The organism is Mesorhizobium sp. M0621, from assembly GCF_040320745.1.
GTDB lineage: Bacteria > Pseudomonadota > Alphaproteobacteria > Rhizobiales > Rhizobiaceae > Mesorhizobium.
The window spans coordinates 161,787-187,340 of record NZ_JAMYQF010000003.1 but is presented as its reverse complement, the minus strand read 5'-3'; the positions used below and the strand labels follow the sequence as shown (position 1 = coordinate 187,340).

Here is a 25,554-nt window from a genome sequence, read left to right as displayed (position 1 = left end):
GCGCGCCGGGATCGAATGAACGCCCGGCCGCTATTCGCGAGACCTTTTGGCGAGAGGCTGGGACGTTGAAGAAATATTCGGTATTCGCCATCGCCCGCGAGGCCATGCGCGGCCACAAGGGCTGGGAGGAGCAGTGGTCCTCGCCTGAGCCCAAGAAGGAATATGACGTCATCATCGTCGGCGCCGGCGGCCATGGCCTGGCCACCGCCTACTATCTTGCCACGGTGCACGGCATCACCAATGTCGCGGTGCTGGAAAAGGGCTGGCTCGGCGGCGGCAACACCGGCCGCAACACCACCATCATCCGCTCCAACTATCTCTATGACGAGAGCGCCGGCATCTACGACCACGCGTTGAAGCTGTGGGATGGGCTGAGCCAGGAGCTCAACTACAACGTCATGTATTCGGCGCGCGGCGTCATGATGCTCGCGCACAATGTTCACGATATCCAGGTGCTGAAGCGCCACGTGCACGCCAACCGGCTGAACGGCATCGACAATGAATGGCTGACGCCGGAGCAGGCGAAGGAATTCTGCCCGCCGCTCAACACCTCCAAAGACGCGCGCTATCCGGTCGTCGGTGCGGCGCTGCAGCGGCGCGGTGGTACGGCGCGCCACGATGCCGTTGCCTGGGGCTATGCGCGGGGCGCCTCGGCGCGCGGCGTGCACATCATCCAGAATTGCGAAGTCACCGGGGTCAAGCGGGCCGCCAATGGCGCCGTCATGGGCGTCGACACGACGCGCGGCTTCATCGGCGCCAAGAAGGTCGGCGTCGTTGCCGCCGGCCATTCCTCGGTGATCATGAACATGGCCGGCGTGCGCATGCCGCTGGAAAGCTATCCGTTGCAGGCGCTGGTGTCGGAGCCGGTCAAGCCGGTGGTGCCTTGCGTTGTCATGTCGAACACGGTGCACGCCTATATCTCGCAATCCGACAAGGGCGAACTGGTTATCGGCGCCGGCACCGACCAGTATGTTTCCTATTCGCAGACCGGCGGCCTGCACATTCTCCAGCACACGCTGGACGCCATCTGCGAGATGTTCCCGATCTTCACGCGCATGAAGATGCTGCGCTCGTGGGGCGGCATCGTCGATGTGACGCCGGACCGCTCGCCGATCCTGGCCAAGACGCCGGTGCCCGGCCTCTACGTCAATTGCGGCTGGGGCACGGGCGGCTTCAAGGCAACGCCGGGCTCGGGCCATGTCTTTGCCCACACGATCGCGAGGGATGATCCGCACCCGATCAACGCACCCTTCACCATCGAGCGCTTCCGCACCGGCCGCCTCATCGACGAGGCGGCGGCGGCGGCGGTGGCGCACTGATGATGGCGCAGATGGCTGTCGCGATGCCGCTGATGCTGGCGGGGGAACAAGTGCTGGCGGGAGAACGGGGCATGTTCCATTTTCCGTCGGCGGACGAGGTGCGCACGCAGCCGATCAGTCGCGCCGGGAACGAAGCCAACTGGCCGTTTTCCGTCGACGAGGGCATGCTGGCCTGCGTCTGGAGCGGTGGCCAGAGGGTGGTGATGTTCTTCGAGGGACGACCCCAAGGGCTCGACGAGGACGAGACGTTCACGCCACGCCAGGTGATCGTCACCACCGATCCGATGCAACTCACCCTCGGCAACATGGCGTCTCGCGATCTGTTTCGTCCCGCTGCAAGCGTGGAAGAGCGCATCCGGCTCGTCGCGCCGTTCGCTACGTTGGGACAGAAGCTTTGCGATCAACCGGCGGGTGCCCGCGTCGGCCACGGCGAATTGTAGGAACGAACCAAAATGCTTCTCATCCGCTGCCCCTATTGCGAGGAAGAGCGCCCGGAACTCGAGTTCCGCAACGCCGGCGAGGCGCATATCGCGCGCTCTGCCAACATGGCAGGCGAGAGCGACGATGATTTCGAAAAGTTCTTCTTCATCCGCTCGAACCCCAAGGGCATCATCTATGAGCGCTGGCGGCACATGCATGGCTGCGCGCGCTTCTTCAACGCCGTACGCGACACCGTCACCGACAAGTTCGTCATGACCTACAAGGCCGGCGAGCCGAAACCCTCCAAGCTGCCCAAAAACTCTAACGAAGTGGTTGCCAAATGAGCGGCGCGTACCGCATTCCCGGAGCCGGCCGCTTCAAGCAGGCGAAGACCGCGCGGTTCAGCTTCGATGGCCAGTCCTATGCCGGCATCGAGGGCGACACGCTGGCCTCGGCGCTGCTCGCCAATGGCGTCCATCTCGTCGGCCGCTCGTTCAAGTACCATCGTCCGCGCGGCATCCTGTCGGCGGGCGCCGAGGAGCCGAACGCGCTGGTCGAGATCAAGCGCGACGCGGCGCGCAGGACGCCGAACGTACGGGCCACCGTGCAGGAACTCTACGACGGGCTGGACGCGCAGTCGCAGAACCGCTGGCCGTCACTGTCCTTCGACGTCAGCGCGATCAACGACCTGGCGTCGCCGCTGTTTTCGGCCGGCTTCTACTACAAGACCTTCATGTGGCCGAAGGCCGCGTGGAAGAGCCTGTACGAGCCCAAGATCCGCGCCGCGGCCGGCCTTGGCGTTTCCCCGGACCAACCGGATCCCGATCATTATTCGTCGCGCTATGCGCATTGCGACGTGCTGGTGCTGGGCGGCGGTGCCGCCGGCATCGCGGCGGCATTGGCAGCGGCTGAAACCGGCGTGCGCGTCATTCTCGCCGACGAGCAGGCCGAGTTTGGCGGCAGCCTGCGTTTCGAGAGCGGCGCTAAAATCGACGGCCAGGACGGCTTTGCCTGGGCTCAAGGTGCGGTGGCGAAGCTCGCCGCCATGGACAATGTCCGCGTGCTATCGCGCACGACGGCGTTCGGCTACTACGCACAGAATTTCGTCGGGCTGGTCGAGCGTGTCAGCGATCATTTGAAGGCGCCCGGCCACGATCTGGCGCGCGAGCGGCTGTGGCAGGTCAGGGCCAAGCGCGTGGTGCTGGCCTCCGGCGCCATCGAGCGCCACATGGTGTTCGCCGACAACGACCGGCCGGGCGTCATGCTGGCAGGTGCGGCGCGTACCTATCTCAACCACTATGGCGTCGCGGTCGGCAAGAATGTCGGCGTCTACACCGCCAATGATTCCGCCTATGCAGCGGCAATCGACCTCAAGAAGGCCGGCGTCAACGTGGCGGCGATCGTCGATTTGCGCGACAACCCGACCGGGCCGGTGATCGACGAGGCGAGGGCGCTCGGCATCGAGGTCAATTTCGGCCGCGCGGTGATCCGCGCCGGCGGCAAGCTCAGGGTGTCGTCGATGACCGTGCAGCCGAAGAATGGCGGCGGCGAACGCACCATCCCGGTCGATGCGATCCTGATGTCGGCCGGCTGGACGCCGTCGGTGCATCTGTTCTCGCAATCGCGCGGCAAGGTCGCCTTCAATGACGAAACCAAGCGCTTCGTGCCGGGCACCTATGCGCAGGACTGCGTCTCGGTCGGCGCCTGCAACGGCACTGACGGGCTTTCGGCAACAATCGACGAGGCCTATGCGGCGGGCGCCAAGGCGGCCAAGGATGCGGGTGCCAAAACCGCCAAGGGTACGAAGCCGAAGGTCGACGCCTCGGAGAGTTGGTCGCGCGGCATGCTGGGTGCGGCCCCCGGCGCCGGGCCGGACACGACGGTGAAGGCGTTCGTCGATTTCCAGAACGACGTCACCGCCAAGGACATTCGCCAGGCGGTGCATGAGGGCATGCGCTCGATCGAACACGTCAAGCGCTTCACCACCAACGGCATGGCGACCGACCAGGGCAAGACCTCCAACATGCACGGCCTGGCGATTGCCGCCGAAACGCTGGGCAAGCCGATCCCGGAAGTCGGCCTGACCACGTTCCGGGCGCCCTATACGCCGGTGACCTTCGGCGCGATCGTCAGCCATGCGCGCGGTCCGCTGTTCGACCCGACGCGCAAGACCGCGATCCATCCCTGGGCCGAGGCGCAAGGTGCCGTGTTCGAGGATGTCGGCCAGTGGAAACGCGCCTGGTATTTCCCCAAGGCGGGCGAGGACATGCACGCCGCGGTCGACCGCGAATGCGTCGCGGTGCGCAAGACGGCTGGCCTGTTCGATGCCTCGACGCTGGGCAAGATCGAAGTGGTCGGTCCGGATGCGGCGAAGTTCATGGAGCTGCTCTACACCAACCCATGGGAGAAGCTGGAGCCCGGCCGCTGCCGCTACGGCATCATGCTGCGCGAGGACGGCTTCATCTATGATGACGGCGTCGTCGGCAGGCTTGCGCCGGACCGTTTCCACGTGACGACGACGACCGGCGGCGCGCCGCGCGTCATGAACCACATGGAGGATTATCTCCAGACCGAGTTCCCGCATCTCAACGTCTGGCTGACCTCGATCACCGAGCAATGGGCGGTCATCGCCGTGCAGGGTCCCAAATCGCGGGACATCATCGCGCCGCTGGTCGAAGGCATCGACATGTCGGACGAAGGGCTGCCGCATATGTCGGTGCGCGAAGGCAAGATCTGCGGCGTGCCGACCAGGCTGTTCCGCATGTCGTTCACCGGCGAGCGCGGCTTTGAGGTCAACGTGCCGGCCGACTATGGCCAGGCGGTCTGGGAAGCGCTGTGGGCGGAAGGCCAGAAGCACGGCGCTGCCGCCTACGGCACCGAAGCGATGCACGTGCTGCGCGCCGAGAAGGGCTACATCATCGTCGGCCAGGACACCGACGGCACGGTGACACCGAACGACGCCGGTCTCGACTGGGCGGTCGGCAAGAAGAAGCCGGACTTCGTCGGCATCCGCGGCTTGACGCGGCCTGATCTGGTCGCCAAGGGCCGCAAGCAACTGGTCGGCCTGAAGACCAAGGACCCCAAACTGGTGCTGGAAGAGGGCGCGCAGATCGTCGAAGACCCGAAGCAGGCGATCCCGATGAAGATGATCGGTCATGTCACCTCGAGCTATTGGTCGGAAAACTGCGGCCGCTCGATCGCACTGGCGCTGGTCGCCGGCGGCCGCGATCGCATGGGCGACACGCTCTATGTGCCGATGCCGAACGGGGTGATCGAAGTGGAGGTTACCGGCATGGTGTTCTTCGACGAGACGGGAGGGCGCCTCAATGGCTAAGGCTGCTGCAAGAAAGACGGCACCGGCTGCACCGCCTTCGGTAGAACGCCGTCCGGCGCTGGCCGGACGCAGCACGGCCGCGACCGGCGTCAAGGTCGAGTTGCTGCCGCCGGCCGAGCGCATTTCATTGCGTGCACCGCAGGCCTCGCTTGCAGCGCTTTCCAAGGCGCTCGGCGTGACCTTGCCGAAAAAGCCGAAGACGTCCGCTTCGAAGGGCGGGCGAACCGCCTTGTGGCTCGGCCCCGACGAATGGCTTGTCATCGATGAGGCGGGCAAGGATCCGCTGGCCGATTGTGCCGGGGTTTCCGCCTTGCACTCGGCGGTCGGTATCTCGCATCGCAATATCGCCATCGCCGTAACAGGCACCGGGGCGGCGGCGACGATCAATGCGGGCTGTCCGCAGGACCTGTCGCTCGATGGCTTCCCGGTGGGAGCAGCGTCGCGCACCATCCTGGGCAAGACCGAGATCGTCCTGTTGCGCACCGCGGCGGACGCCTTCCGGGTTGAATGCTGGCGTTCGTTCTCGGATTATGTCTTTACTTTTTTGTCCGAGGGATCGCGCGACGCAGCGGTCTGAACCCGGAACGTTTGCAGGGCAGGCTCGTTCTGCATCCTCACGCCGAGGGAGAATGCCGATGCCGTCGAATTCCGCGCCCAAGTCGCCGGTCAAAAAGACGTCGGCCGTCCGTTCGCTCGAACAGGAGCGGCACGAAGCGCCGAGCGCCGAAGAGGAACTCGAGGAAGGCCTCGAAGACACGTTCCCGGCCAGCGATCCGGTGTCGATCACTGGATCGTCCATCTCGGGCGCTCCGGCGAAGCCGGGCCAAGCCAAGACCGTGCCCGGGCGCAAGAAGCGCAAGGCGTAGTTTTCCATCGGGCCAGGCGGCATCGGACCTTCTCAATCCCATTGGACATGCTATTTAAAGCGCTTTGGGAGATGAAAATGCCGACAAAAGCGATCGTTTGGGGCGAGAATGTCCACGAACAGACCAATGCCGCCGTGCGCGACCTCTATCCCCTGGGCATGCATGGCACCATTGCCTCGGCGCTCAACCAGGACAAGGGCATCGAGGCGACCACCGCCACCTTGCAGGAACCCGAACATGGCTTGAGCGAAAAGCGCCTGGCCGCCACCGATGTGCTTTTGTGGTGGGGCCACGCGGCGCATGGCGAGGTCAAGGACGAGATCGTCGAGCGAGTGCAGAAAAGGGTGTGGGAAGGCATGGGCCTGATTGTGCTCCATTCCGGGCATTACTCGAAGATTTTCAAGCGGCTGATGGGTACGCCCTGTTCGCTGAAATGGCGCGAGGCGGGCGAGCGCGAGCGCGTCTGGGCGATCAACCGCGGCCACCCGATCGCACAAGGCATCGGCGAGTGCCTGGAGATCGGCGAGACCGAAATGTATGGCGAGCCCTTCGCCGTGCCGGAGCCGTTCGAGACGGTGTTCGTTTCCTGGTACGAGGGCGGCGAGGTGTTCCGGTCCGGGCTGACTTATCAGCGCGGCGCCGGCAGGATCTTCTACTTCTCGCCCGGTCACGAGACCTATCCGATCTATCACAATGAGGGCGTGCAGCAGGTGCTGCGCAACGCCGTGCACTGGGCGCACAACCCGGCGCCGGCCTGGTCCGGCATCACCAATGCACCAAACGTACCGACGGATGCGGCAAAGGAGAAGATCGTCCAGAAAGGCTTGCGCCTGCATGCCGACGGCGACAAGGGCCTGAGTTAAGAGGCCTGGGTTGATTGCGACGTGAGGTGATTGGGGGCCTGAACTGATGCATCGAATTCTCCTGCTCGGCACCGGCGGCATCGCCGGGCATCATGTCGAGGAGTTTGCCGGGATTGCCGGCTGCAGCATCGTCGCCTGCGTTGATCAGGTGCCCGGCCGCGCGGCCGCGTTCGCCGCCGCCAGCAAGATCGGCGATTTCTTCGAGAGCCTGGAAGCGGCGATCGCCTGGGGCCAGTTCGATGCCGCCATCAACGCGACGCCGGATGGTGCGCATATGGCGACGACGCTTGCGCTGCTTGCCGAGGGAAAGCATGTGTTTTGCGAAAAGCCGCTGGCACCGAACCACGCCGATGCGCTGGCAATGACCGAAGCGGCCGAGGCAGCCGGGGTGGTCAACATGGTCAACCTGACCTATCGCAACTCACCGGCGATCCAGGAAGCACGGCGCATGGTGCAGGCCGGCGAGATCGGCGAGTTGCGCCATGTCGAGGCGAACTACCGGCAAAGCTGGCTGGTCAGCAAATCATGGGGCGACTGGCGGGTCGAGGACAAGTGGCTGTGGCGCCTGTCGAGCCGGCATGGCTCGACCGGCGTGCTCGGCGATGTCGGCATTCATATCCTGGATTTCGCCACCTATGGCGCCGACCAGGATATCGTCAGCCTGCATGCCGATCTGGTGACGTTTCCGAAGGCCGAGGGTGAGCGTATCGGCGACTATGTGCTGGATGCCAATGACAGCGTCGCAATGACGGCGCGGCTCAGCTCCGGTGCGCTCGCCACGATCGTGGCGAGCCGCTACATGACCGGCCACACCAACGATTTGTCGCTGGCCCTGCACGGCACCAAGGGCGCCATCAAGGTCGAGACAGACGGCAAGCTATCGAACCTGTCCGCCTGCCTGGGCGGGGATGTCGATCTTCAACGCTGGCAAAAGCTGGCACCGCCCGAAGTCAAACGCAACGCCCGGCGCTTTGCCGACGCGCTGGATGCTGGCCGGAACGGTGACCCGTCCTTCCGGCGCGCCGCCGACATGCAGAAGCTGATCGACGCGGCCTTCGAGAGTTCAGCAGCCAAACGGCCGACCTCGGTCGGCTGAAGCTGGCCGGCTTGTGCCGGCCAGGCGTGATTTCTGCGGAAATCAGAATGCGCTCGGCACGATCCACGGATTGATGCTGATGCCGAGGCGTGGGCCCTTGCCTTCAGCGGTGTTTTCCGTGGAGCCCTTCTTCTCGACCGACCCGGTCGAAGCGCAATCGAGCATCACGTTGCTCTTCGTGTCAATGCAGGTCGCGGCGGACGCGTGCTTGACCAGGTGGGTGGTGTTGGCGGCGAAGGCCGAGCCCGAAAGTGCCAGCACGGCGGCGAGGGTGAGGAGCGTCTTTTTCATAATCAGTCTCCGGTTTCGACGGGTGAATTTTTCTCGTACGTGTACGATGCGTTGTACAGATACGTCCGTCGATCGCGAAGTTCAAGGTGGAAACCGTACGTGTACGATAAATTTTTTGTTAACCAAGAAATTCACCCAGTTTGGCTGGGCGGAGAGAAATATGGAAACGAAAGGAACCGGCTTTAGCAGTTGACCGGTGTCTCGGTCAGTGGCGGTACGTTTTGCGTGCTGAGCGTGGCAAGCGTGAAGTCACACATGCGCTTCACGAAGGCCTGCGGGTCGCCGAAGGGGTAGAACGGAAAGGTGATGAGCAGCGAGATCGTGCCGTGGCCGACCGCCCACAGCATTGTGGCGATAGCGCGCGGATCGCCCTGCAATTTGCCGGCGGCGACGCAGGCCTCGACCCTGCTGATCAGCGCCTTCATGGCCGGGTTGCCCTCTTCCATGTCCTCGTAGCTCCTGCCTTCCGGCAGCTTGGTCTTCTCGGTCATGAATACGGTGCGGTATTCGTTCGGATTGCCGAGCCCGAAGGCCGCATATTCGGTCATGACTGCCTGCAATGCCTCGATAGGATCGTCGGACGAATGCCCCTCGATGCGGCGGGCAAGCGTCTCGAACGCGTCCTCGGCAAGTGCGAACAGGATATCCTGCTTATCGGCGAAGTAGGAGTAGACCGACATCGGAGCATAGCCGACCCGCTTGGCCAGCTTGCGAATGGTCAGGCCTTCATAGCCTTCCTCCTGGACGAGTTTGTGCGCGGCCTCGACCAGTTCGGAGCGCAGTTCGGCCTTTTGTTTCTCGCGGCGTGTCTGGACGCTCGGCGGCAAGATCTGGTGCCTTTGGTTGGGTTGGTGCCTGGCTAAATTATATACGCTGTACGAAAACGGACAAGAGCGCGACAGGTTCCCAAGCGGCAAGCATCAGATTGCGCTGACGCTCGTCATCACGCCTCCTTGTCGATCAGTTTCGCGGCGAGATGCGAAAGCAGTTTCACTGCCTCGCCATAGGTTTTCGCTTTTTCCGGATTGGAGGCGTTGCCGTCCAGCGCCCGCTTGAAGACTCCCTGGCAAATTGCAGCCAGCCGGAAAAAGGAGAAGGCGAGGAAGAACGTCCAGTTGCCGATGCCGCTGAGTCCGCGCCGCCGGCAGTAGCTGGCGACATAGTCCGTTTCGGAGGGCAGGCCGAGTGCGGACCGGTCGACACCGCCCAAGCCGCGAAAACCCGAGCTATGCGGCAGGCGCCACTGCATGCACTGGTAGGCGACATCGGCGAAGGGGTGGCCTGATGTCGACAGTTCCCAGTCGAGCACCGCCACCACTTTTGGCTGGTCCGAAGCAAAGATCAGATTGTCCAGCCGGTAGTCGCCATGCACCAGCGAGACGCGGCCGTCATCTTCCGGCATGTGTGTCTCCAGCCAGGCAATCAGCCGGTCCATATCGGCCACCGTGCCGGTCTCCGAGGCGCGGTACTGGCTGGTCCAGCGCGCCAGCTGGCGCTCGAAATAATTGCCCGGCCGGCCGAAATCGCTCAGACCCACGGCCCCGACGTCGACATCGTGCAGCGCAGCGAGGGTGTCGTTCATGGCATCGTAGATGGCGGCGCGTTCATCGTTGTCGCCTGCCTCCGGCAACGCCGGATCCCAGAAGATGCGGCCGTCGAGGAAATCCATCACATAGAACATGCGGCCGATCGGCGAGTCCTCCGCCGACAGATGCAGCATGTCAGGCACTGGCACGGCAGTGCCGGCAAGCGCGCTCATCACCGTGAATTCGCGGTCGACCTGATGCGCCGATTTCAGCAATTGGCCCGGCGGCTTGGCGCGCAGCACGTAACGACCGCTTGCCGCCGTCAGCAGATAGGTCGGGTTCGATTGGCCGGATTTGAACTTTTCGATTGCAGCAAGCCCGGAAAAGCCCGGTATGTTCGCCTCGAGGTAAGGCGCAAGCGCGGCCTGGTCGAGGACGTTCGGATCTTTCATACCGTCTCGGGCTGGCGTTCGATCAGGGTCAGCGTCAGCCAGCGGGCGGTCAGCGCCGGTTTCTTCGAGCCTTCGATCTCGATCGTCACGTCATGCGCCGTCTGCACCCAGCCCGACGGCCTGACCTTGACGTCGGCCAGCACGAAACGGGTGCGGATGCGCGCGCCGGTCTTCACCGGCGCCAGGAAGCGCAGCGTATCGAAGCCGTGGTTGACGCCCATCTTGCTGTTTTCCAGCGGCGGCATGGTCTCGAAGGTCATCGCCGACAACAGCGACAGCGACAGGAAGCCGTGTGCGATGGTGCCGCCGAACGGCGTTTCGCGCGTGGCCCGCTCCGGGTCGCAGTGGATGAACTGATGATCGTCGGTGGCGTCGGCGAACTGGTCGATCATACGTTGCGTCACCACCCGCCACGGCGACACGCCAACTTCCTTGCCGATATTGGCCAGAAGCACATCGAGACTGATCGGTTCCACGCTCATGTCCTCCAGTTCACCTCCGGCTTCTATGGCCGGAAAATGTCATTCCTTGAACAGCGTCAGCCCATGCTGCACCGATTGCCCGCCGTCGATCGGCAGGATGGCGCCGGTGACATAGCTGCCTGCACGGCTGCACAGATAGAGCGTTGCGCCGGCAATGTCATCCGGTGCGCCGATACGGCCGATCGGAACATGGTTGCCGACATGTCTGGCCTGTTCATCCGTGCCGGTGGCAAACGCCGTCATCCGGCTCTGGAAGGGGCCGGGGGCGAAAGCGTTGACGGTGATGCGGCGGGCGGCGAACTCCAGCGCCAGGGTGCGTGTCAGATGGTGAACCGCGGCCTTCGAAGCCGTGTAGGAATAGGCGTCGTCGGCCAGCGGTTGCGTGCCCATCACCGAACCGAGATTGATGACCCTGGCCGGGTCGGTATCGCTGGCGGCGGCATCGAGCAGCGGCAGCAATTCACGGGTCAGATGGAAGACCGCGGTGACGTTGACGCCGAACACTTTCGCCCATGCCGAATAGGGAAAACTTTCGAGCGGCGCGCCCCAGGAAACGCCGGCATTGTTGATCAGGATGTTGAGCCTGTCGGTCCGCGCCTTGACCTCGGCGACGAGTGCGGCAATGCCGGATTCGCTGGAGACATCGCCGGCGAAGCCTTCCGCCCGGCCCGAGGCGCCAAGACCGTTCAGTTCTTCGGCGACCTTGATGCAGTCCTCGCCCTTGCGCGAAGCGATCATCACGCTGGCGCCGGCCTGCACCAGCGCGGTCGCCGCCATGCGGCCGATGCCGGTTGCGGCACCCGTCACCAGCGCGCTCTTGCCGGCCACCGAAAACAGCTCGTCCAGATAGCTCATCACAATCCTCCGCGCTCGGCATGCGGGCAAACAGTTCGCGTTGACAAGGCTATCCGAAGTACGGTCATCCTTGCCACAGACAAAATGCCTGGCACGCATGAAGGGTTGGCGACCGATGACGGAGATGAATCTCGGCATGACCGAGCGGCTGAAGCCGATCCACGCGCGCGTCGCGGCCATGGTGCGCGACGAGATCATGCCGCTCGACAAGGAATTTCTCGGCGAAGTGGGCAAGGAAGGCGACCGCTGGGTCTATACGGCGCGCCAGAGCGAGATCCTCGAAGGGCTCAAGAAGACCGCAAAAGAGCGCGGCCTGTGGAATTTCTGGTTGACCGGCTCGGAACGCGGCTACGGCCTTTCCACCGTCGAATATGCCTATCTGGCCGAGGAGATGGGCAAGGCGCATCTCGGTGCCGAGACCTTCAACTGCTCCGCGCCCGACACCGGCAATATGGAGGTGCTGGAACGCTACGGCTCGGCCGATCACAAGAAGGCGTGGCTCGAACCGCTGCTCGACGGCAAGATCCGCTCGGCCTATCTGATGACCGAGCCGGATGTCGCCTCGTCCGACGCCACCAACATCGCCATGCGCTGCGAGCGGCAGGGCGACGACTATGTGCTCAACGGCGAGAAATGGTGGGCGTCCGGCGCCGGCGATTCGCGCTGCGCCATCTACATCGTCATGGTCCGGACCGGCGATGACAGCGAGCCGCGGCACCGGTGCCATTCGATGATCCTGGTGCCATCGGGCACAAAAGGCGTGACCAAAATCCGCGCCATGCAGGTCTATGGCGACGACGACGCGCCGCATGGCCATATGCACCTTCGCTTCGACAATGTGCGGATACCGGCATCGAACCTGATCCTCGGCGAGGGCAGGGGTTTCGAGATCGCGCAAGGGCGGCTCGGTCCCGGCCGCATCCATCATTGCATGCGCGCCATCGGCCAGGCCGAGATGGCGCTGGAAATGCTGTGCCAGCGTTCCGTGCGCCGCGAGGCCTTCGGCCAGCCCCTGGCAAAGCTCGGTGCCAATTTCGACATCATCGCGGAATGCCGCATGGAGATCGAGATGGCCCGCCTGCTCTGCCTCAAGGCGGCGTGGATGATCGATCAGGGCGATGCGCGGGCCGCGGCTCCCTGGATCAGCCAGATCAAAGTGATCGCACCCCGCGTCGCGCTCAAGGTCACCGATGAGGCAGTACAGATGTTCGGCGCGCAAGGCATCAGCCAGGACACGCCGCTGGCGCGGTCGTGGACGCATCTGCGGACATTGCGCCTTGCCGACGGGCCTGACGCCGTGCATCGCAGGCAGGTGGCGCGGACGGAGCTGAAGAAATACACGCAGGAAAAGGTCTGAGCGCCGGCATCGCCATCCGGCGACGCCGGCAGGTCCAGGCAAGGAGTGTAGCGATGACCGTCCCCTCCGAAATGAAGGCACTGCTGCTGGTCGGCGACGGTTACACCAGGACCCCGAGCGGCAGCGTGCTGGAGGCGATGGAGCCCTATCTCGAACCGGGCAGCATCGCGGTGCCGACACCCGGGCCGACACAGGTGCTGATCAAGGTCAGCCTCGCCTCGATCAATCCGTCCGATGTCGCGTTCATCAAGGGCCAGTACGGCCAGCCGCGCGCCAAGGGCCAGCCGGCCGGCTTCGAGGGCGTCGGCACCATCGTCGCCAGCAGTGACGAGCCCTATCCCAAAAGCCTGATCGGCAAGCGCGTGGCGTTTGCCACCGGCGTCACCAACTGGGGCTCATGGGCCGAATATGCCGTCGCCGAGGCGGCGGTCTGCATCCCACTGCTCGACACCATCCGCGACGAGGATGGCGCGGCGATGATCGTCAACCCGCTCACCGCGCTCGCCATGTTCGACATCGTCAAACAGGAAGGCGAAAAGGCCTTCATCATGACCGCCGGCGCCAGCCAACTCTGCAAGCTGCTCGTCGGGCTGGCCGGGGAAGAGGGTTTCCGGCCGATCGTCACCATGCGCCGCGACGACCAGATCGTGGCTTTGAAAGAGCTTGGCGCGGCGCACGTCCTCAACGAAAGGGCGCCGGATTTCAAGACGGCGCTGCGCGAGGTGATGAAGGCCGAACAGCCGCGCATTTTCCTCGACGCGGTAACCGGGCCGCTGGGCTCCGCCATCTTCGACGCCATGCCGAAGCGTTCGCGCTGGATCATTTACGGGCGGCTCGATCCCGAAGTCACTGTTATCCGCGAGCCCGGCCAGTTGATCTTCCAGCACAAGCATATCGAAGGTTTTTGGCTGAGCGAGTGGATGCGCCAGCATCGCGACCGTCGCGGCCCGGCGATCCTGGAGGCGCAGAAACGTTTTTCCGACGGGCGCTGGTCGACCGATGTGACGGCGGTGGTGCCGCTGGCCGAGGCCATGGCGCGGCTGCCGGCCGAACTGGCCAGACCCAATGGCAAGGTGTTCATTCGGCCTTAGCTCCATTCGAAAGACGCGAGAAGCTTGGACATGAAGCCTTCAGAGGGCTTTCGACGGCCGCAAGGATGGCGGTATCTGGCCGCTGTCTGGATCGTCAGGCGGCTATCCGCGTCTTTCAGCCCCCTATGCCACGCCGCTTTGTCCGTGATATGCCGCCGCCATCGAATGCCGTGACAGTGCTGGACTGAGCCAGTTCCGGGGTGGTGTGGGATGCCTTGATGATGATTTCCAAGCCGGTTTTCGACCGTTTGGGGTTTGGCCTGTGGATCGGAGCGTTCCTGGTCGTTCTTGCCATGGTCCTGTGGTCGCCCAACACGCGTACGGTGTTGCAGGCCTACAGAGACGGCAGCGAGGCGTTTCTGGCCGGCCAGCCACTCTACCACGTCGACCTTGAGGCGGGGTATCTCTACGCGCCAGTCTTTGCTGCGCTCTACATCCCGCTGATGAAGCTCGGACCCCATCTGGGCGGGCTGGTGTGGCATGTGTTCGGCTTTGCGGTGCTGACCTTCGCCGCGATGCGGCAGGTGCGCAAGCTTGGCGGCGGGGAATTGACCTGGCTGCTTTCGTTCGGTCTCTTTCTCGCTCTGCCGATGGCGCTCGGCGCGATCCGCAACGGCCAGGCGACAATCCTTTTGACCGGCGCCTGCTGGCTTCTCACCCTGTCGGCGCTTGAAGGGCGGCGCGCCGAGACCTTTTTCTGGGCATCGCTTGCCATCATCGCCAAGCCGACCGCGATCATCATGCTGCTCCTTGCGGGAGCATTGCGCCCCCGTTTGATACCGGTGCTTGTGCTGGCAGTTCTGTTCGTGATCGCCACACCTTATGCATTCGCGCCCGCCGGTTATCTCAACGACCAGTATGGTGATTTCGCCCATATGCTGACCTCGATGGCGGTCGACAAGATCAGTCGCTTCGTTGCCTCCGATTTCACCGCACCTTTTGCGACGATCGGACTGCCCATCGCGGAATCCGCTGCCACGATCGTGCGCATCGTCATGGCCCTGTTCACGCTCTCGGCGGTCATCTGGTTCGACCGCAAGCTTGAACGCGGACCGGCGGGGCTGGCCATCTTCCTGACGGCCACTTTCTACATGTGCGTCTTCAACCCGCGCGTCGAGCCCAACACCTATGCGATGATCGCGGTGCCCGCCGGTCTCGCCATCGCGCTGTTGTGGCGCGAAGAACGCGGTGGCATTCTGGCCTCGGTGTTGTCGACGGTGCTGTTCGCGGCCGGATTGACCGGCGTCGATCGCCATGTGCACGATTTGCTCTACCCCTGGTTCCGGCCGATCGCGGTTACGTTCATCGCGGGTTCGCTGATCTGGTGGTTCTGGGCCAGGGCGCGGGTAAAGGTGGTGAATGCAGGGGTCGCAAATGGCTGAATTGCGGCCAACACTCGATATCGTGGCGCCGTTCTTCAACGAAGCGCCATCAGCATCGGCGTTCGCACGCCTGCTCGGCGAACTCGAAGCAGCCGTGGCACAGCGCTTCGGCATGACCGTGCACAAGATCCTGATCGATGACGGCAGCCGTGACGATGGCGCCGAACGGTTTTCGCAGGTGCTGACCGGGTCGTGGGAGATCGTTCGCCTCAGCCGCAATTTCGGCAAGGAAGTCGCCGTACTCGCCGGCCTCGACCAGTCGCGCGGCGCCATGGTGCTGATGATGGACGCCGACCTCCAGCATTCCTTGGACATCAGCCTGAAGCTCATCGCCGAACTGGTGGACCATCCTGATGTCGATGTCGTCTATGCGCAGAACGACCGCCGCGAGGCGAGCTGGCGGCGCAGCCAGCTGGCCCGGCTTTTTTACGGCCTGATCAACAGCAGCCAGCGTTTCGACATTCCCGAAAATGCCGGCGACTTTCGCGTCATGCGCGGCGCCGTGGCGCGCGCGTTGACCAGCCTGCGCGACAAGCGACGCTTCAACAAGGGCCTGTTTGCCTGGGCGGGCTTCCGCCAGAAGGCGTTGCCCTATTCGCCGGAGGGCCGCGCCAGCGGCACGTCGAAATGGAGCCGGCTCAACCTGATCGCCTTCTCGCTCGAAGGGTTCACCTCGTTCTCCGTCATTCCGCTGCGCCTCATCAGCCTCAGCGGGCTGCTCGCGGCGTTGGCCGGCGCGATCTATGGCGCCAAGGTGTTCTTCGAGGTGATCTTCTACGGCATTGCCGTTCCGGGCTACCCCAGCCTTCTGGTCGCCGTCGTCCTGCTCGGCGGCCTCAATCTGACCCTGCTTGGCCTGATCGGCGAATATGTCTGGGTCACTCTCAGCGAAAGCAAGGATCGGCCGGTCTATCTCGTGCGCGATGTCGTGCGCAGCGAGATCTCCGCCGACAGGCCGGAACAGGGTGCTCGCGACCGATGACGCGGCGCATTCGCCTGATCGCCGACGACTACGGCCTGGCGCCCGGCGTCTCCACCGCGATTCTCGATCTGCTCGATCGCGGGCGGCTGACCGGCACCAGCTGCATGACCGGCTTTCCGGAATGGTCTGAGGAGGCAGAGCGCATAAAACCTCTGCGCGGGCGTGTCGCAGTCGGGCTGCATCTCACCTTGACCGACCAGCCGGCCATCACCGGCCGGTCGAGCCTGGCGCCGGAAGGCCGGCTGCCGCCACTCCGCGCGCTGGCTTTGCCGGTTCTGCGCGGCCACATTGCCGAGCGCGATGTCCATGCCGAGCTCGACGCCCAGTACAGCCGCTTCGTCGAGGCGCTGGGGCGCCGGCCCGATTTCGTCGATGGGCATCAGCATGTGCATTTCCTTCCCGTCGTGCGCACATGGCTGCGCTCGCGCTTTGGCGAAGGAAGCGAGAAGCCGGCGCTGCGCGGCGCCCCGGCACTGGCTGCGACGCCGAAAGTCGCGGCGATCGCCGCGCTCGCTGCCGGATTCAACCGGTCGATGCAGAGCGCCGGCTTCATCCTTTTCGAACCGCTCACCGGCATCTATGACTGGCGGCAACCCGAAAAGTTCGCTTCCGTGCTGCAGGCCGCCGTCGAAGCGTTGCCGGAACATGGGCTGTTCATGTGCCATCCGGGCCATGTCGACGCGACACTGCGCGCGCGCGACCAGATGCAAGGCGTGCGCGAGGTCGAATTCGCGGCCCTGGCATCGGATGCATTCGGCGCCAGCCTGGCCCGTGCCGGTGTCGCAATCATGGATGGCAAGGGATGAGCGACGCCGAGCGGCCCCCGCGTTCGACCGGCAACAAGATCGTCCGCTTTGCCATTGTCGGACTTGCCAACACAGCCATCGACCTTGCCAGCTTCTTCCTGCTGCTCAAACTCGGGGTTTCGCCGCTGCCGGCCAACATCGCCGCCTGGTTCATCGCCGTCACCTTTTCTTTCGCGGCGAACGGCTTCTGGTCGTTCGAGCGCAATCGAGCCATCCGGCTGCATGACGCGTTCCTTCGCTTCGCCTCGCTCGGTGGGCTGATTTCGCTCGGCGTCTCCAGCCTTTCGATCGCGCTGTTCGCAACGACAGTCGGAGTTTGGCCGGCGAAGATTTGCGGTGTCGTGGTGGCGGCGGTGCTGAATTTCCTCGCCGCACGCTGGTCGATCGAAGGCCGGTTGCTGAAATAGCGGTGGAAACCGCCCTCACTTTTCCTGGAACGTCTCTACTCGGCCGGTTTCACATTGGTGTATGCGGCTTCCTCGAGTTCGCGCTTCAGCCGGGCTTCCTCATGCGTTTTCGGCGTGACGAAACGGCCAAGCAGGAGATAGGCGACCGGCGTCAGGAACAGCGTCGAGACGGTGGCGAGACCAAGCCCGCCGACGATGACCCAGCCAAGTGCCACGCGTGCCTCGGCACCCGCACCGCTCGCCAGCACCAGCGGCAAGCCGCCGAGCACTGTGCAGATCATCGTCATCATCACTGGCCGCACGCGGATGATCGAGGCCTGCTCGATCGCCTCGCGCACGCCAAGCCCGCGGTCGCGCAGCTGGTTGGCGAATTCGACGATCAGAATACCGTTCTTGGCCATGACGCCGACCAGCAGCACCAGGCCGATCTGGCTGTAGGCGTTGAGACTCGTGCCCGAGAGGAGCAGTGCGAAGATGGCGCAGGCGAGACCGAGTGGAACCGTCGCCATGATGATGACGGCGCTGACGAAGCTCTCGAACTGGGCGGCCAGCACCAAAAGGATGATCACCAGGGCGAAGCCGAAGATGGTGACCATGGCGCTGTTGGTCTCGCCCAGCGTCGCGGCCTCGGCCAGCGGCAGGATGCGGCTGCCCGCAGGCAGCAGCGGCGTGGCGATTTCCTCGGCGCGGGTGAGCGCATCGCCGAGCGCGAAATCGCCGCTAAGGTTGGATGTGATGGCCACCGAAGGCTGCTGCTGTTCGCGCGACAGCGATGGCGGCACGGCACGCTCGGTCAGCGCGGCGATTGTCGACATCGGCACGAAACGTCCGTCGGCCGTTTTCAGGAAGATGTTTTCCAGGTCGGTCGGATCGTTGATCGGATTGGTGGTCGAGACCAGCTTCACGCCATAGCTGCGATCGGCGATATACACATCGACGACGTCGTTGCCGTCGAGCATGGCCTGCAAGGTGTTGGCCAGCCCGGTGATGTCGATGCCGAGGTCGGAGGCGCGTTCGCGATCGATGGCCGCGGCAAGCTGCGGCTGCGTCGGGTCGATGGACAGGCGTGGCGTCTGGAAGCGCGGGTCCTTCTGCATCTCGGCGATGATCTTCACCGCCGCGTCACTGAGCGCCTTGCGGTCGTTGCCGACCAGCGCGAACTGTAGGCCGTTGCCGGCGCCGCGGATACCGAGGCTGTTTGGCTGTACCGGGAAGATGCGCACGCTCGGCACCTGTTTGGTCAGTTGGCTGATCTCGGCCATGATCTCTTGCTGGCTGCGGCTGCGCTCGTTCCACGGCGCCAGCGTCATCACCATGAAGCCGGAATTGTAGGAGCCGTTCTGGCCGGCATTCTCGAAGGTGCTGCGGATCTCGCCGGAATCGCGCATTGGCTGGATCAGTTTCTCGATCTTCTGCATTTGCTGGGTGGTGTAGTCGAGGCTGACGCCTTGCGGGGCGCTGATGCGCAGCAGCACGGCGGCGCGGTCCTCGGTCGGCGTTAGTTCCTGGCGAATGGTGCCGAACAGGGTGAAGGCGATGCCGGCAAACAGCACCGCGACCAGAAGCACGATCCATGGCGCATCGAGGCAAGCGTGCAGGCCGCGCTTGTAGGCTGTATTCAGCGCGCCGCCGATGCGGGCGCCGATGCCGTGACCGCCCTCGTGGTGGAGCGATGCGCTCGACAGCATGCGCGAGGCGAGCATCGGGCACAGCGTCAGCGCCACCACGCAGGACAAAAGCACCGACATGGCAAGCACGAAGCCAAACTCGCGGAACAGGCCGCCGGTCTGGCCGGGCAGGAACGAGATCGGCACGAAGACGGCGACCAGCGTCAAAGTGGTGGCAATGACGGCGAAAAACACCTCCTGTGCGCCGAGCACGGCGGCGGCGCGCGGCCCCATGCCTTCGTTGCGTCGTCGCACGATGTTTTCGAGCACGACGATGGCGTCGTCGACGACCAGTCCGGTCGCCAGCACCAGGGCGAGCAGGGTCAGGATGTTGACCGAGAAGCCGGCCAGGTAGATGGCGGCGATGGTGCCGATCATGGCGACCGGCATCGACAGGCCCGGGATCAGCGTGGCGCGCCAGTCGAGCAGGAAGACATAGATGACGAGCAGCACAATGGTCACCGACAGGCCAAGCGCGATCTCGACCTCGTGCACCGCGCCCTTGACGAAGACCGCGTCGTCGCTGGTGACCTTGATCGACATGCCCTTGGGCAGGTTTTGCTGCAATTTGGCGACAGCCGCCTGGACACCGGTCGAGATGTCCAAGGTGTTCGATTCCGCCTGGCGGATGATGCCGACGCCAATGCCGGTCTTGCCATCCGAACGCAGCGTGGTTTGGCCGACATCGGGGCCGAGAGTGACGGTGGCGACGTCGCGGATGCGTGTCGTGCCGCCGATGATGATGTTTTCGAACTCTTCCGGCGTGGTCACGTCGGCCGTCGTGCGGACGATCAGGTCCTGGTTGGTCGTGGTGATCGAACCGGCCGGTGAATCGAAGGCGACCGAGGCAAGTGCCGTCCTGAGGTCGGCAACCGTGAAGCCGAGGCTGGCCAGCTTGTTCTGATTGACGTCGATGCGGAAGATCTTGTCGCGGTCGCCATAGACCTGGACATCGGCAACGCCGGGCACGGCGGCCAGTTCGTCCTCGATCTGGTCCTGGACCACCACCGTCATGTCCTGGATCGACATGTTGTCCGAGGTCACCGCCAATCGCATCACCGGTTCGGAATTGGCGTCGGCCTTGACGATGCGCGGCGGATCGGCGGTGTCCGGCATCTGGTTGGCGACGCGGCCGACGGCATCACGCACGTCTGAGGCGGCAACGTCGAGATCGACACCGTCGTTGAACTCGATGGTGACGCGGCTCGAACCGAACGAGGAAGAAGACGAGATCGACTTGACGCCGGAGACGCGGGCGACGGCGCCCTCGATCGTGTCGGTCAATTCGCGGTCGACGGTTTCTGCCGCCGCCCCTTCGAAGGCGGTGGAAACAGTAACGACCGCGCGATCGACGTCAGGCAGTTCACGGATCTCAACGCCGTAGAAGGCCGCGAGGCCGGCAACGGCAATGAGGGTGTTCAACACGAAAGCCATGACCGGCCTGCGAATGAACAGAGCGGTGAAGCCGGTATCGCTGGTGGCGTTGCCGGTTCCGGTCATGAGCCCTCGGCCGCCTCCACAGCACGCTGCTCTTCGCCGGCAAGGCGGACTGTGCCGCCCTCGCTGATGCTCTGGGTGCCTTCGGTGACCACCATGTCGCCGCTGTCGATCTCTGCGTCGATCAGCACGGTTTCGGTGTTGCGCTGGATGATGCGCACCGGGACACGCTTGGCCTTGCCGTCCTCGATCTGCCAGACATAGGCGCCGTCCGAACCCCACAGGATCGCCAGCGGGCTGACGGCCGGATAGGTCTGTCCCGGGAATTTCATGGTGATGCCGAACGACATGCCGGCACGCAGCGAATCGGCCGGATTGGCGATCTTGGCCTTGACCAGAAGGGTGCGGCTCTTCTCATCAATGTGATTGTCTATGGCCGAAACCGTTCCGGTATAGGCATTGCTGGGATTGGCGATCGGCGTCGCCGTCAACTGCGCGCCGACCTTGACGGCGGCGGCGAAACGCTCCGGCACCAGGAAATCGACCAGGATCGAGGACCGGTCATCGAGTGTGGCGATTGCCGACTGGTTGGTCACATAATTGCCGGCGGAGATCGGCAGGATACCGACGGTGCCGGCGATCGGCGCCAGAATCGACCGACGCTGCAGCGCAAGTTCCGCGTCCTGGAGCGCCAGCTTGGCGCCGGCCAACACGACCTCTGCGTCGGCCACGGCGACCGGTGTCGCGGCGTTGGAGGCACGAAGCGACTTGACGCGGTCGAGCTTGGCCTGCGCGTCCTGCAATGCAAGCTTGGCCCGGTCCTGAGAGATCACCTCGGTCTCGGAATCAAGGGTCGCGATGATCTGTCCCTTGTCGACATGGCTGCCGGATTCGACCAGCAACTCCGCGAGACGACCGGAACTGTAGGGATTGACGGTCACCGAGGCATTGGCACGGCCGGTACCGATCGCCTGCAAGCGGTCGTTGATGACAGCCGAAGTGGCCGCCAGGCCAACCACGTTCACCTGCTGGTTGCCACCACCGCGGCCGATTGCCTGCTTTGCATTGGCGGCGCTGCTTTCAGCGGGGGACGTTGCGGCATAAGCCCAGTCAATACCCCAGCTTGCCAGCACGTCGTGAGCGCCCGGATTAAAGCGCAGCCAGGCGGCCGCCGCCACTACCAGCACCACAAGCGCGAAAAGTATCTGTTTCCAGGCGGCCATCGGCACTCCGGTTGGCAAGACAATCCTTCCGTCTACCGGTTTCCCGAAATGAAGCAGACGCAGCGAGGCTATTGTAAGGCAAGAAGCCACCCCGATATCGCGTCTTTATGACAACTCTCCGCTGTCTGCGCACATTAAATATGCGTAACGTTGACGCCTAACGCAGACCTTCCATCTCGCGAATGCGTTTGGCGCCTTCTGCTTCCAGTTGACGGGTGACGGCGCCGATCAGCGTTTCCGCAACGACGAAAAGGGCAGCCGAGGAATCCCACGCCGACGGCACGGCGGTGCGTCCGGCGATGACATGGCGGGCGAAGCGGGCGATCGGCGACAGCCACTGGTCGGTGAACAGAACGATCTGCACGCCACGCTGATGCGCCTTCTCGGCGAAGCGGGCGAGACTGTCCTGGTAGCGTCTGATGTCGAAGATCACCAGCACGTCGCGTTTGCCCATGTCGATCAGCCTGTCGCGCCACATGCTTTCCTGGCCGGCAAGGTGAAAGACATCAGGCTGGATGACGGCGAGGTGGGCGGCCATGTAACGGGCCAGCGGATCGGTGAAGCGGCCGCCGATCAGGAATGTCTTGCCTCGCCGGTCGACGAGCCGGGTGGCGATGTCGGCAAGCTGCTTGTCGGACAGGTGCCTGAACGTCTCGCGCATGTTGTCGAGCGTCGCTTCCAGCATTGGTGACACCGTGCCGCCGCCAGGCGAGGGCGGATTGAGCGTCCTTGTCGCCGGCGATTGCAATTGCGCCGCCAGTTCGTCCTGCAGGCTGGACTGGAATTCCGGATAGTTCTGGAAGCCGAGACGGGCAACGAAACGCAGGATCGTCGGCGAAGAGACGCCGGCCGTGGCCGAGAATTCGGCAACCGTCTTCAAGCCGATCATCGGGTAACTGGCGATCAGCGTCTGGGCCGCGCGCCGTTCTCCGGCCGGCATCGTGCCGATGCGGTCGGCAATCAGTTCGGCAATATTGGAAATCATCTTTTCCCCACCCTTGGAGCGGGATGGTAAACCATTCCGCTCCGTCTGTTTGTCTTGGCCCCATTTCTGCGATGCCAAGTGATTCTACCTGGCTGCAGAACGCTTCGGCCCGGTCGAAGGTTCTTTTCCAAAATCGCGTTTGACAAAGCCGGCCAAACTGTATGAAATCATCCACAGGGACGCAATGACACAAAATACGTAACATACGATACAGCGTCCCCGGGGACAGTAGACTATGGAGAAAGCACGGCCCGCCAGCCTTGCAGCGTCTGATACCGTGAGGGTGACGAATCCCGGCGGATCGAGCCCTTTCGTGCTGACCTGCGATCACGCCTCGAACTTCCTTCCCGCCGAATTCGGCACGCTCGGCCTTGCCACCGAGGACCTGTCGCGCCACATCGCCTGGGATCCCGGCGCGCTGCCGGTTGCCCGCCGCATGGCGCAGGCGCTCGACGCGACGCTGGTCGAAACCTGCATTTCTCGTCTCGTCATCGACTGCAACCGGCCGCTCGACGCGCCCGACCTCATAATGAGTGTCAGTGTCAGCGAGAAAACCGTCGTTCCAGCGAACCAGGGACTCTCCGCTGACGAGCGGGAGGCGCGTGTATCGCTCGCATGGCGCCCGTTCCATGACACTATCGAGAAGACCATTGAGGATCGGTTGGCGTCGGGCCGAGAGACGCGACTGGTGTCGATCCATTCTTTCACCCCGGTCTTCAAGGGCAAGAATCGGCCCTGGCACATCGGCATCATCCATGACGAGGACCGCCGGCTGGCATCACCGTTGATATCAGCGCTGAAACGGCTTGCCGGCGTCACCGTCGGCGTCAACGAGCCCTATTCGCCGGCCGACCGCGTCTATTTCACGCTGGAACGCCATGCGCGCTCGCGCGGCTTGCCTTGCGCGATGATCGAAATCCGCAATGATGAAATTTCCGGCGAGACCGGGCAGCGGAAATGGGCGGATCTGCTCACGGGCATTTTTTCGGATCTGGAGCCGGAGGAGGCAGGACAGACCAGATCGCATTCAGTCGGCCAGATCGCATTCAGTCGGAAAGTCAGTTCAATCGGCTAGCCAGAACGAGATGAGGCTGACTCAGCTCGTTCGGAAACAACAGGGGACTTCCAATGATAGCACCGGGTTACACAGACATTGACAAGAAGGAGGACCTCAAGGTTCTCCACGGTATGGGCTATGCCCAGGAATTGTCGCGAAGCATGAGCCGCTTCTCGAATTTCGCGATCTCGTTCTCGATCATCTGCATCCTTTCGGGTGGCATCAATTCCTTTGCACAAGCCACCGGGTCGATCGGCGGCGCCGCGGCGGGCATCGGCTGGATCGTCGGCTGTTGTCTTTCGGCCTGCTTTGCCCTTGCGATGGCGCAGATTGCCTCGGCATTTCCGACCGCTGGCGGCCTCTATCACTGGTCTTCGATTCTCGGAAACCGCTTCACCGGCTGGCTGACCGCCTGGCTCAATTTGCTCGGCCTGATCACCGTGCTGGGCGCGATCAATATCGGCACCGCATTCTTCTTTGTCGGAACGTTCGGAAGCTGGTTTGGCATCACCGGAACGCCGGGCGAGATCGTCGGGTTCGTTACCTTCATCACGGTGCTGCAGGCGCTGTTCAACCATTTTGGCATCAAACTCACGGCCATGCTGACGGATGCTTCGGGCTTCCTCATCCTGGGCGCGACGGCAGTACTGATTGTGGCTTGCCTGGTGTTTGCGCCCGCGATCGATATCACGCGGTTGTGGACATTCACCAACTATTCGGGCGACGCCGGTGGCGGTGTCTTCCCGCAGTCCGACTCCATGAGCTACCTGTTCCTGCTCTGCCTGCTTCTGCCGGTCTACACCATTACCGGCTACGACGCGTCGGCGCATACCTCCGAAGAAACAGAGAAAGCAGCACACTCGGTGCCGCAGGCGATCGTTTCGTCCGTGCTCTGGTCTTCGCTAATCGGTTGGGTGATGCTGTGCGCAATCGTTCTGGCAATCCCCGACCTGGCCGCCGGCGCCAAGCAGGGCTGGAACGTGTTCTTCGCCACCATGGACGCGATCATGCCAGTCTGGCTGAAGACGTTGCTGTATCTCGCAATCCTGATCTCGCAGTTCCTGTGCGGTCTCGCCACGGTGACCTCGGCCTCGCGCATGTTGTTTGCCTTCTCGCGTGACGGTGGCATGCCGTTCGGTTCCGCATCGCTTGCCAAAGTCAACCCGACCTGGCGCACGCCGGTCAACGCGATCTGGACCGCTGCGGTGCTCGAGATCATCTATGTCTTTCTTGCGCAGTTCATTTCGATCGGCGGCACCAACATCTACACCATCGTCGTCAATTCGACGCTGGTGTTTCTGTTCCTGTCGTTCATCATTCCGATCGTGCTCGGCATGATGACTTTCGGAACGGCGAAATGGCCGAATCCAGGCCCGTGGAATCTCGGCGCCGGCCTGTTCAAGCTGTTTTGCGGCCTGTCGGTCGTCGGCATGGCGATCATCTTCTACATCGCCATCCAGCCGCCGAACGACAAAGTGCTTTACATCACCATTGGCTTCATTGTGCTGACCGCCGTGCTTTGGTTCGGGTTCGAGAACCGCCGTTTCCAGGGTCCGCCGATCGGCGACCAGATTGCCAAGCGCAAGGCTGCCATCGCGGCCGCCGAACTGGCCGTCGGCGAAACCGGCTACTGACATCAATCATCATGGCCATGGC

24 protein-coding genes are annotated in these 25,554 nt (G+C 63.6%); 16 read left to right on the top strand and 8 right to left on the bottom strand.

Annotation, left to right across the window (positions count from 1 at the left end; translation table 11 throughout):
• Positions 1 to 65 precede the first annotated feature (65 nt).
• The 8 genes from NKI38_RS03600 (at position 66) to NKI38_RS03565 (ending at position 7,898) form a co-directional block, all read left to right on the top strand.
• A complete protein-coding gene (locus NKI38_RS03600) occupies positions 66 to 1,319 on the top strand; it encodes a sarcosine oxidase subunit beta (RefSeq protein ID WP_184876774.1) in 1,254 nt (417 codons plus the stop codon).
• A complete protein-coding gene (locus NKI38_RS03595; RefSeq protein ID WP_352654836.1) occupies positions 1,319 to 1,759 on the top strand; it encodes a hypothetical protein in 441 nt (146 codons plus the stop codon). The genes NKI38_RS03600 and NKI38_RS03595 overlap by 1 nt, the downstream gene beginning before the upstream one ends.
• Positions 1,760 to 1,771: 12 nt before the next feature.
• Positions 1,772 to 2,083 carry a sarcosine oxidase subunit delta gene (locus tag NKI38_RS03590; protein WP_023759679.1) on the top strand — a complete coding sequence of 104 codons (312 nt, stop codon included), beginning with the start codon at positions 1,772 to 1,774 and terminating at the stop codon, positions 2,081 to 2,083.
• The gene (locus NKI38_RS03585; RefSeq protein ID WP_352654834.1) at positions 2,080 to 5,073 is read left to right on the top strand and encodes a sarcosine oxidase subunit alpha; all 2,994 of its coding nucleotides are present in this window, start codon (positions 2,080 to 2,082) and stop codon (positions 5,071 to 5,073) included. Before NKI38_RS03590 ends, NKI38_RS03585 begins: the two co-directional genes overlap by 4 nt.
• Positions 5,066 to 5,650: a sarcosine oxidase subunit gamma gene (locus NKI38_RS03580; RefSeq protein WP_352654832.1), complete on the top strand. Its 585-nt coding sequence runs from the start codon at positions 5,066 to 5,068 to the stop codon at positions 5,648 to 5,650. Before NKI38_RS03585 ends, NKI38_RS03580 begins: the two co-directional genes overlap by 8 nt.
• Before the next feature lie 58 nt (positions 5,651 to 5,708).
• Entirely contained in the window at positions 5,709 to 5,939 is a 231-nt protein-coding gene (locus tag NKI38_RS03575; RefSeq protein ID WP_023759682.1) for a hypothetical protein, read from the top strand.
• 77 nt (positions 5,940 to 6,016) lie between these two features.
• The gene (locus NKI38_RS03570; RefSeq protein ID WP_352654830.1) at positions 6,017 to 6,802 is read left to right on the top strand and encodes a ThuA domain-containing protein; all 786 of its coding nucleotides are present in this window, start codon (positions 6,017 to 6,019) and stop codon (positions 6,800 to 6,802) included.
• Positions 6,803 to 6,848: 46 nt separating this feature from the next.
• Positions 6,849 to 7,898 carry a Gfo/Idh/MocA family protein gene (locus NKI38_RS03565; protein WP_352654828.1) on the top strand — a complete coding sequence of 350 codons (1,050 nt, stop codon included), beginning with the start codon at positions 6,849 to 6,851 and terminating at the stop codon, positions 7,896 to 7,898.
• A 42-nt stretch (positions 7,899 to 7,940) separates the two neighbouring features.
• Here the strand turns inward: NKI38_RS03565 and NKI38_RS03560 are convergent, their stop codons facing one another.
• The 5 genes from NKI38_RS03560 to NKI38_RS03540 form a co-directional block, all read right to left on the bottom strand.
• Positions 7,941 to 8,189, bottom strand: coding sequence for a DUF680 domain-containing protein (locus tag NKI38_RS03560; RefSeq protein WP_352654826.1), 249 nt, complete (start codon positions 8,187 to 8,189; stop codon positions 7,941 to 7,943).
• 182 nt (positions 8,190 to 8,371) lie between these two features.
• Positions 8,372 to 9,016 (bottom strand): TetR/AcrR family transcriptional regulator, encoded by a 645-nt coding sequence (locus tag NKI38_RS03555; RefSeq protein WP_352654824.1) that lies wholly within the window; start codon positions 9,014 to 9,016, stop codon positions 8,372 to 8,374.
• A gap of 116 nt (positions 9,017 to 9,132) precedes the next feature.
• Positions 9,133 to 10,167 carry a phosphotransferase family protein gene (locus tag NKI38_RS03550; RefSeq protein ID WP_352654823.1) on the bottom strand — a complete coding sequence of 345 codons (1,035 nt, stop codon included), beginning with the start codon at positions 10,165 to 10,167 and terminating at the stop codon, positions 9,133 to 9,135.
• A complete protein-coding gene (locus NKI38_RS03545) occupies positions 10,164 to 10,649 on the bottom strand; it encodes a MaoC family dehydratase (RefSeq protein ID WP_352654821.1) in 486 nt (161 codons plus the stop codon). Before NKI38_RS03545 ends, NKI38_RS03550 begins: the two co-directional genes overlap by 4 nt.
• A 39-nt stretch (positions 10,650 to 10,688) precedes the next feature.
• Entirely contained in the window at positions 10,689 to 11,504 is an 816-nt protein-coding gene (locus NKI38_RS03540; protein WP_352654819.1) for an SDR family oxidoreductase, read from the bottom strand.
• Positions 11,505 to 11,619: 115 nt separating this feature from the next.
• Between NKI38_RS03540 and NKI38_RS03535 the strand changes: the two genes are divergently transcribed.
• From NKI38_RS03535 to NKI38_RS03510, 6 genes are all read left to right on the top strand, one after another.
• Positions 11,620 to 12,861, top strand: coding sequence for an acyl-CoA dehydrogenase family protein (locus tag NKI38_RS03535; protein ID WP_352654817.1), 1,242 nt, complete (start codon positions 11,620 to 11,622; stop codon positions 12,859 to 12,861).
• 53 nt (positions 12,862 to 12,914) lie between these two features.
• Positions 12,915 to 13,952: a zinc-binding dehydrogenase gene (locus tag NKI38_RS03530; protein WP_352654816.1), complete on the top strand. Its 1,038-nt coding sequence runs from the start codon at positions 12,915 to 12,917 to the stop codon at positions 13,950 to 13,952.
• 218 nt (positions 13,953 to 14,170) lie between these two features.
• Positions 14,171 to 15,334, top strand: coding sequence for a glycosyltransferase family 87 protein (locus tag NKI38_RS03525; protein WP_352654814.1), 1,164 nt, complete (start codon positions 14,171 to 14,173; stop codon positions 15,332 to 15,334).
• Positions 15,327 to 16,316, top strand: a complete 990-nt coding sequence (locus NKI38_RS03520; protein WP_352654812.1) for a glycosyltransferase family 2 protein — start codon at positions 15,327 to 15,329, stop codon at positions 16,314 to 16,316. The genes NKI38_RS03525 and NKI38_RS03520 overlap by 8 nt, the downstream gene beginning before the upstream one ends.
• Positions 16,313 to 17,122, top strand: a complete 810-nt coding sequence (locus NKI38_RS03515; protein ID WP_352654810.1) for a ChbG/HpnK family deacetylase — start codon at positions 16,313 to 16,315, stop codon at positions 17,120 to 17,122. The genes NKI38_RS03520 and NKI38_RS03515 overlap by 4 nt, the downstream gene beginning before the upstream one ends.
• Positions 17,119 to 17,529 carry a GtrA family protein gene (locus NKI38_RS03510; RefSeq protein ID WP_352654808.1) on the top strand — a complete coding sequence of 137 codons (411 nt, stop codon included), beginning with the start codon at positions 17,119 to 17,121 and terminating at the stop codon, positions 17,527 to 17,529. The genes NKI38_RS03515 and NKI38_RS03510 overlap by 4 nt, the downstream gene beginning before the upstream one ends.
• A 35-nt stretch (positions 17,530 to 17,564) precedes the next feature.
• Here the strand turns inward: NKI38_RS03510 and NKI38_RS03505 are convergent, their stop codons facing one another.
• The 3 genes from NKI38_RS03505 to NKI38_RS03495 form a co-directional block, all read right to left on the bottom strand.
• Entirely contained in the window at positions 17,565 to 20,696 is a 3,132-nt protein-coding gene (locus NKI38_RS03505; protein ID WP_352654806.1) for an efflux RND transporter permease subunit, read from the bottom strand.
• The gene (locus tag NKI38_RS03500) at positions 20,693 to 21,856 is read right to left on the bottom strand and encodes an efflux RND transporter periplasmic adaptor subunit (RefSeq protein WP_352654804.1); all 1,164 of its coding nucleotides are present in this window, start codon (positions 21,854 to 21,856) and stop codon (positions 20,693 to 20,695) included. The genes NKI38_RS03505 and NKI38_RS03500 overlap by 4 nt, the downstream gene beginning before the upstream one ends.
• 157 nt (positions 21,857 to 22,013) lie before the next feature.
• Positions 22,014 to 22,841, bottom strand: coding sequence for a MurR/RpiR family transcriptional regulator (locus tag NKI38_RS03495; protein WP_352654802.1), 828 nt, complete (start codon positions 22,839 to 22,841; stop codon positions 22,014 to 22,016).
• A gap of 235 nt (positions 22,842 to 23,076) precedes the next feature.
• Between NKI38_RS03495 and NKI38_RS03490 the strand changes: the two genes are divergently transcribed.
• On the top strand, positions 23,077 to 23,916 hold the full coding sequence (locus tag NKI38_RS03490) for an N-formylglutamate amidohydrolase (protein ID WP_352654800.1): 840 nt from the start codon (positions 23,077 to 23,079) through the stop codon (positions 23,914 to 23,916).
• Positions 23,917 to 23,969: 53 nt separating this feature from the next.
• A complete protein-coding gene (locus NKI38_RS03485) occupies positions 23,970 to 25,532 on the top strand; it encodes an amino acid permease (protein WP_352654799.1) in 1,563 nt (520 codons plus the stop codon).
• Positions 25,533 to 25,554 lie beyond the last annotated feature (22 nt).

Excerpts from the sequence above, each read along its gene's own strand:
- NKI38_RS03595 (WP_352654836.1), top strand. The coding sequence starts at position 1,319 with ATGATGGCGCAGATGGCTGTCGCGATGCCGCTGATGCTGGCGGGGGAA.
- NKI38_RS03590 (WP_023759679.1), top strand. The coding sequence starts at position 1,772 with ATGCTTCTCATCCGCTGCCCCTATTGCGAGGAAGAGCGCCCGGAACTC.
- NKI38_RS03585 (WP_352654834.1), top strand. The coding sequence starts at position 2,080 with ATGAGCGGCGCGTACCGCATTCCCGGAGCCGGCCGCTTCAAGCAGGCG.
- NKI38_RS03580 (WP_352654832.1), top strand. The coding sequence starts at position 5,066 with ATGGCTAAGGCTGCTGCAAGAAAGACGGCACCGGCTGCACCGCCTTCG.
- NKI38_RS03575 (WP_023759682.1), top strand. The coding sequence starts at position 5,709 with ATGCCGTCGAATTCCGCGCCCAAGTCGCCGGTCAAAAAGACGTCGGCC.
- NKI38_RS03570 (WP_352654830.1), top strand. The coding sequence starts at position 6,017 with ATGCCGACAAAAGCGATCGTTTGGGGCGAGAATGTCCACGAACAGACC.
- NKI38_RS03565 (WP_352654828.1), top strand. The coding sequence starts at position 6,849 with ATGCATCGAATTCTCCTGCTCGGCACCGGCGGCATCGCCGGGCATCAT.
- NKI38_RS03560 (WP_352654826.1), bottom strand. The coding sequence starts at position 8,189 with ATGAAAAAGACGCTCCTCACCCTCGCCGCCGTGCTGGCACTTTCGGGC.
- NKI38_RS03550 (WP_352654823.1), bottom strand. The coding sequence starts at position 10,167 with ATGAAAGATCCGAACGTCCTCGACCAGGCCGCGCTTGCGCCTTACCTC.
- NKI38_RS03545 (WP_352654821.1), bottom strand. The coding sequence starts at position 10,649 with ATGAGCGTGGAACCGATCAGTCTCGATGTGCTTCTGGCCAATATCGGC.
- NKI38_RS03540 (WP_352654819.1), bottom strand. The coding sequence starts at position 11,504 with ATGAGCTATCTGGACGAGCTGTTTTCGGTGGCCGGCAAGAGCGCGCTG.
- NKI38_RS03535 (WP_352654817.1), top strand. The coding sequence starts at position 11,620 with ATGACGGAGATGAATCTCGGCATGACCGAGCGGCTGAAGCCGATCCAC.
- NKI38_RS03530 (WP_352654816.1), top strand. The coding sequence starts at position 12,915 with ATGACCGTCCCCTCCGAAATGAAGGCACTGCTGCTGGTCGGCGACGGT.
- NKI38_RS03525 (WP_352654814.1), top strand. The coding sequence starts at position 14,171 with ATGATGATTTCCAAGCCGGTTTTCGACCGTTTGGGGTTTGGCCTGTGG.
- NKI38_RS03520 (WP_352654812.1), top strand. The coding sequence starts at position 15,327 with ATGGCTGAATTGCGGCCAACACTCGATATCGTGGCGCCGTTCTTCAAC.
- NKI38_RS03515 (WP_352654810.1), top strand. The coding sequence starts at position 16,313 with ATGACGCGGCGCATTCGCCTGATCGCCGACGACTACGGCCTGGCGCCC.
- NKI38_RS03510 (WP_352654808.1), top strand. The coding sequence starts at position 17,119 with ATGAGCGACGCCGAGCGGCCCCCGCGTTCGACCGGCAACAAGATCGTC.
- NKI38_RS03505 (WP_352654806.1), bottom strand. The coding sequence starts at position 20,696 with ATGACCGGAACCGGCAACGCCACCAGCGATACCGGCTTCACCGCTCTG.
- NKI38_RS03500 (WP_352654804.1), bottom strand. The coding sequence starts at position 21,856 with ATGGCCGCCTGGAAACAGATACTTTTCGCGCTTGTGGTGCTGGTAGTG.
- NKI38_RS03495 (WP_352654802.1), bottom strand. The coding sequence starts at position 22,841 with ATGATTTCCAATATTGCCGAACTGATTGCCGACCGCATCGGCACGATG.
- NKI38_RS03490 (WP_352654800.1), top strand. The coding sequence starts at position 23,077 with ATGGAGAAAGCACGGCCCGCCAGCCTTGCAGCGTCTGATACCGTGAGG.
- NKI38_RS03485 (WP_352654799.1), top strand. The coding sequence starts at position 23,970 with ATGATAGCACCGGGTTACACAGACATTGACAAGAAGGAGGACCTCAAG.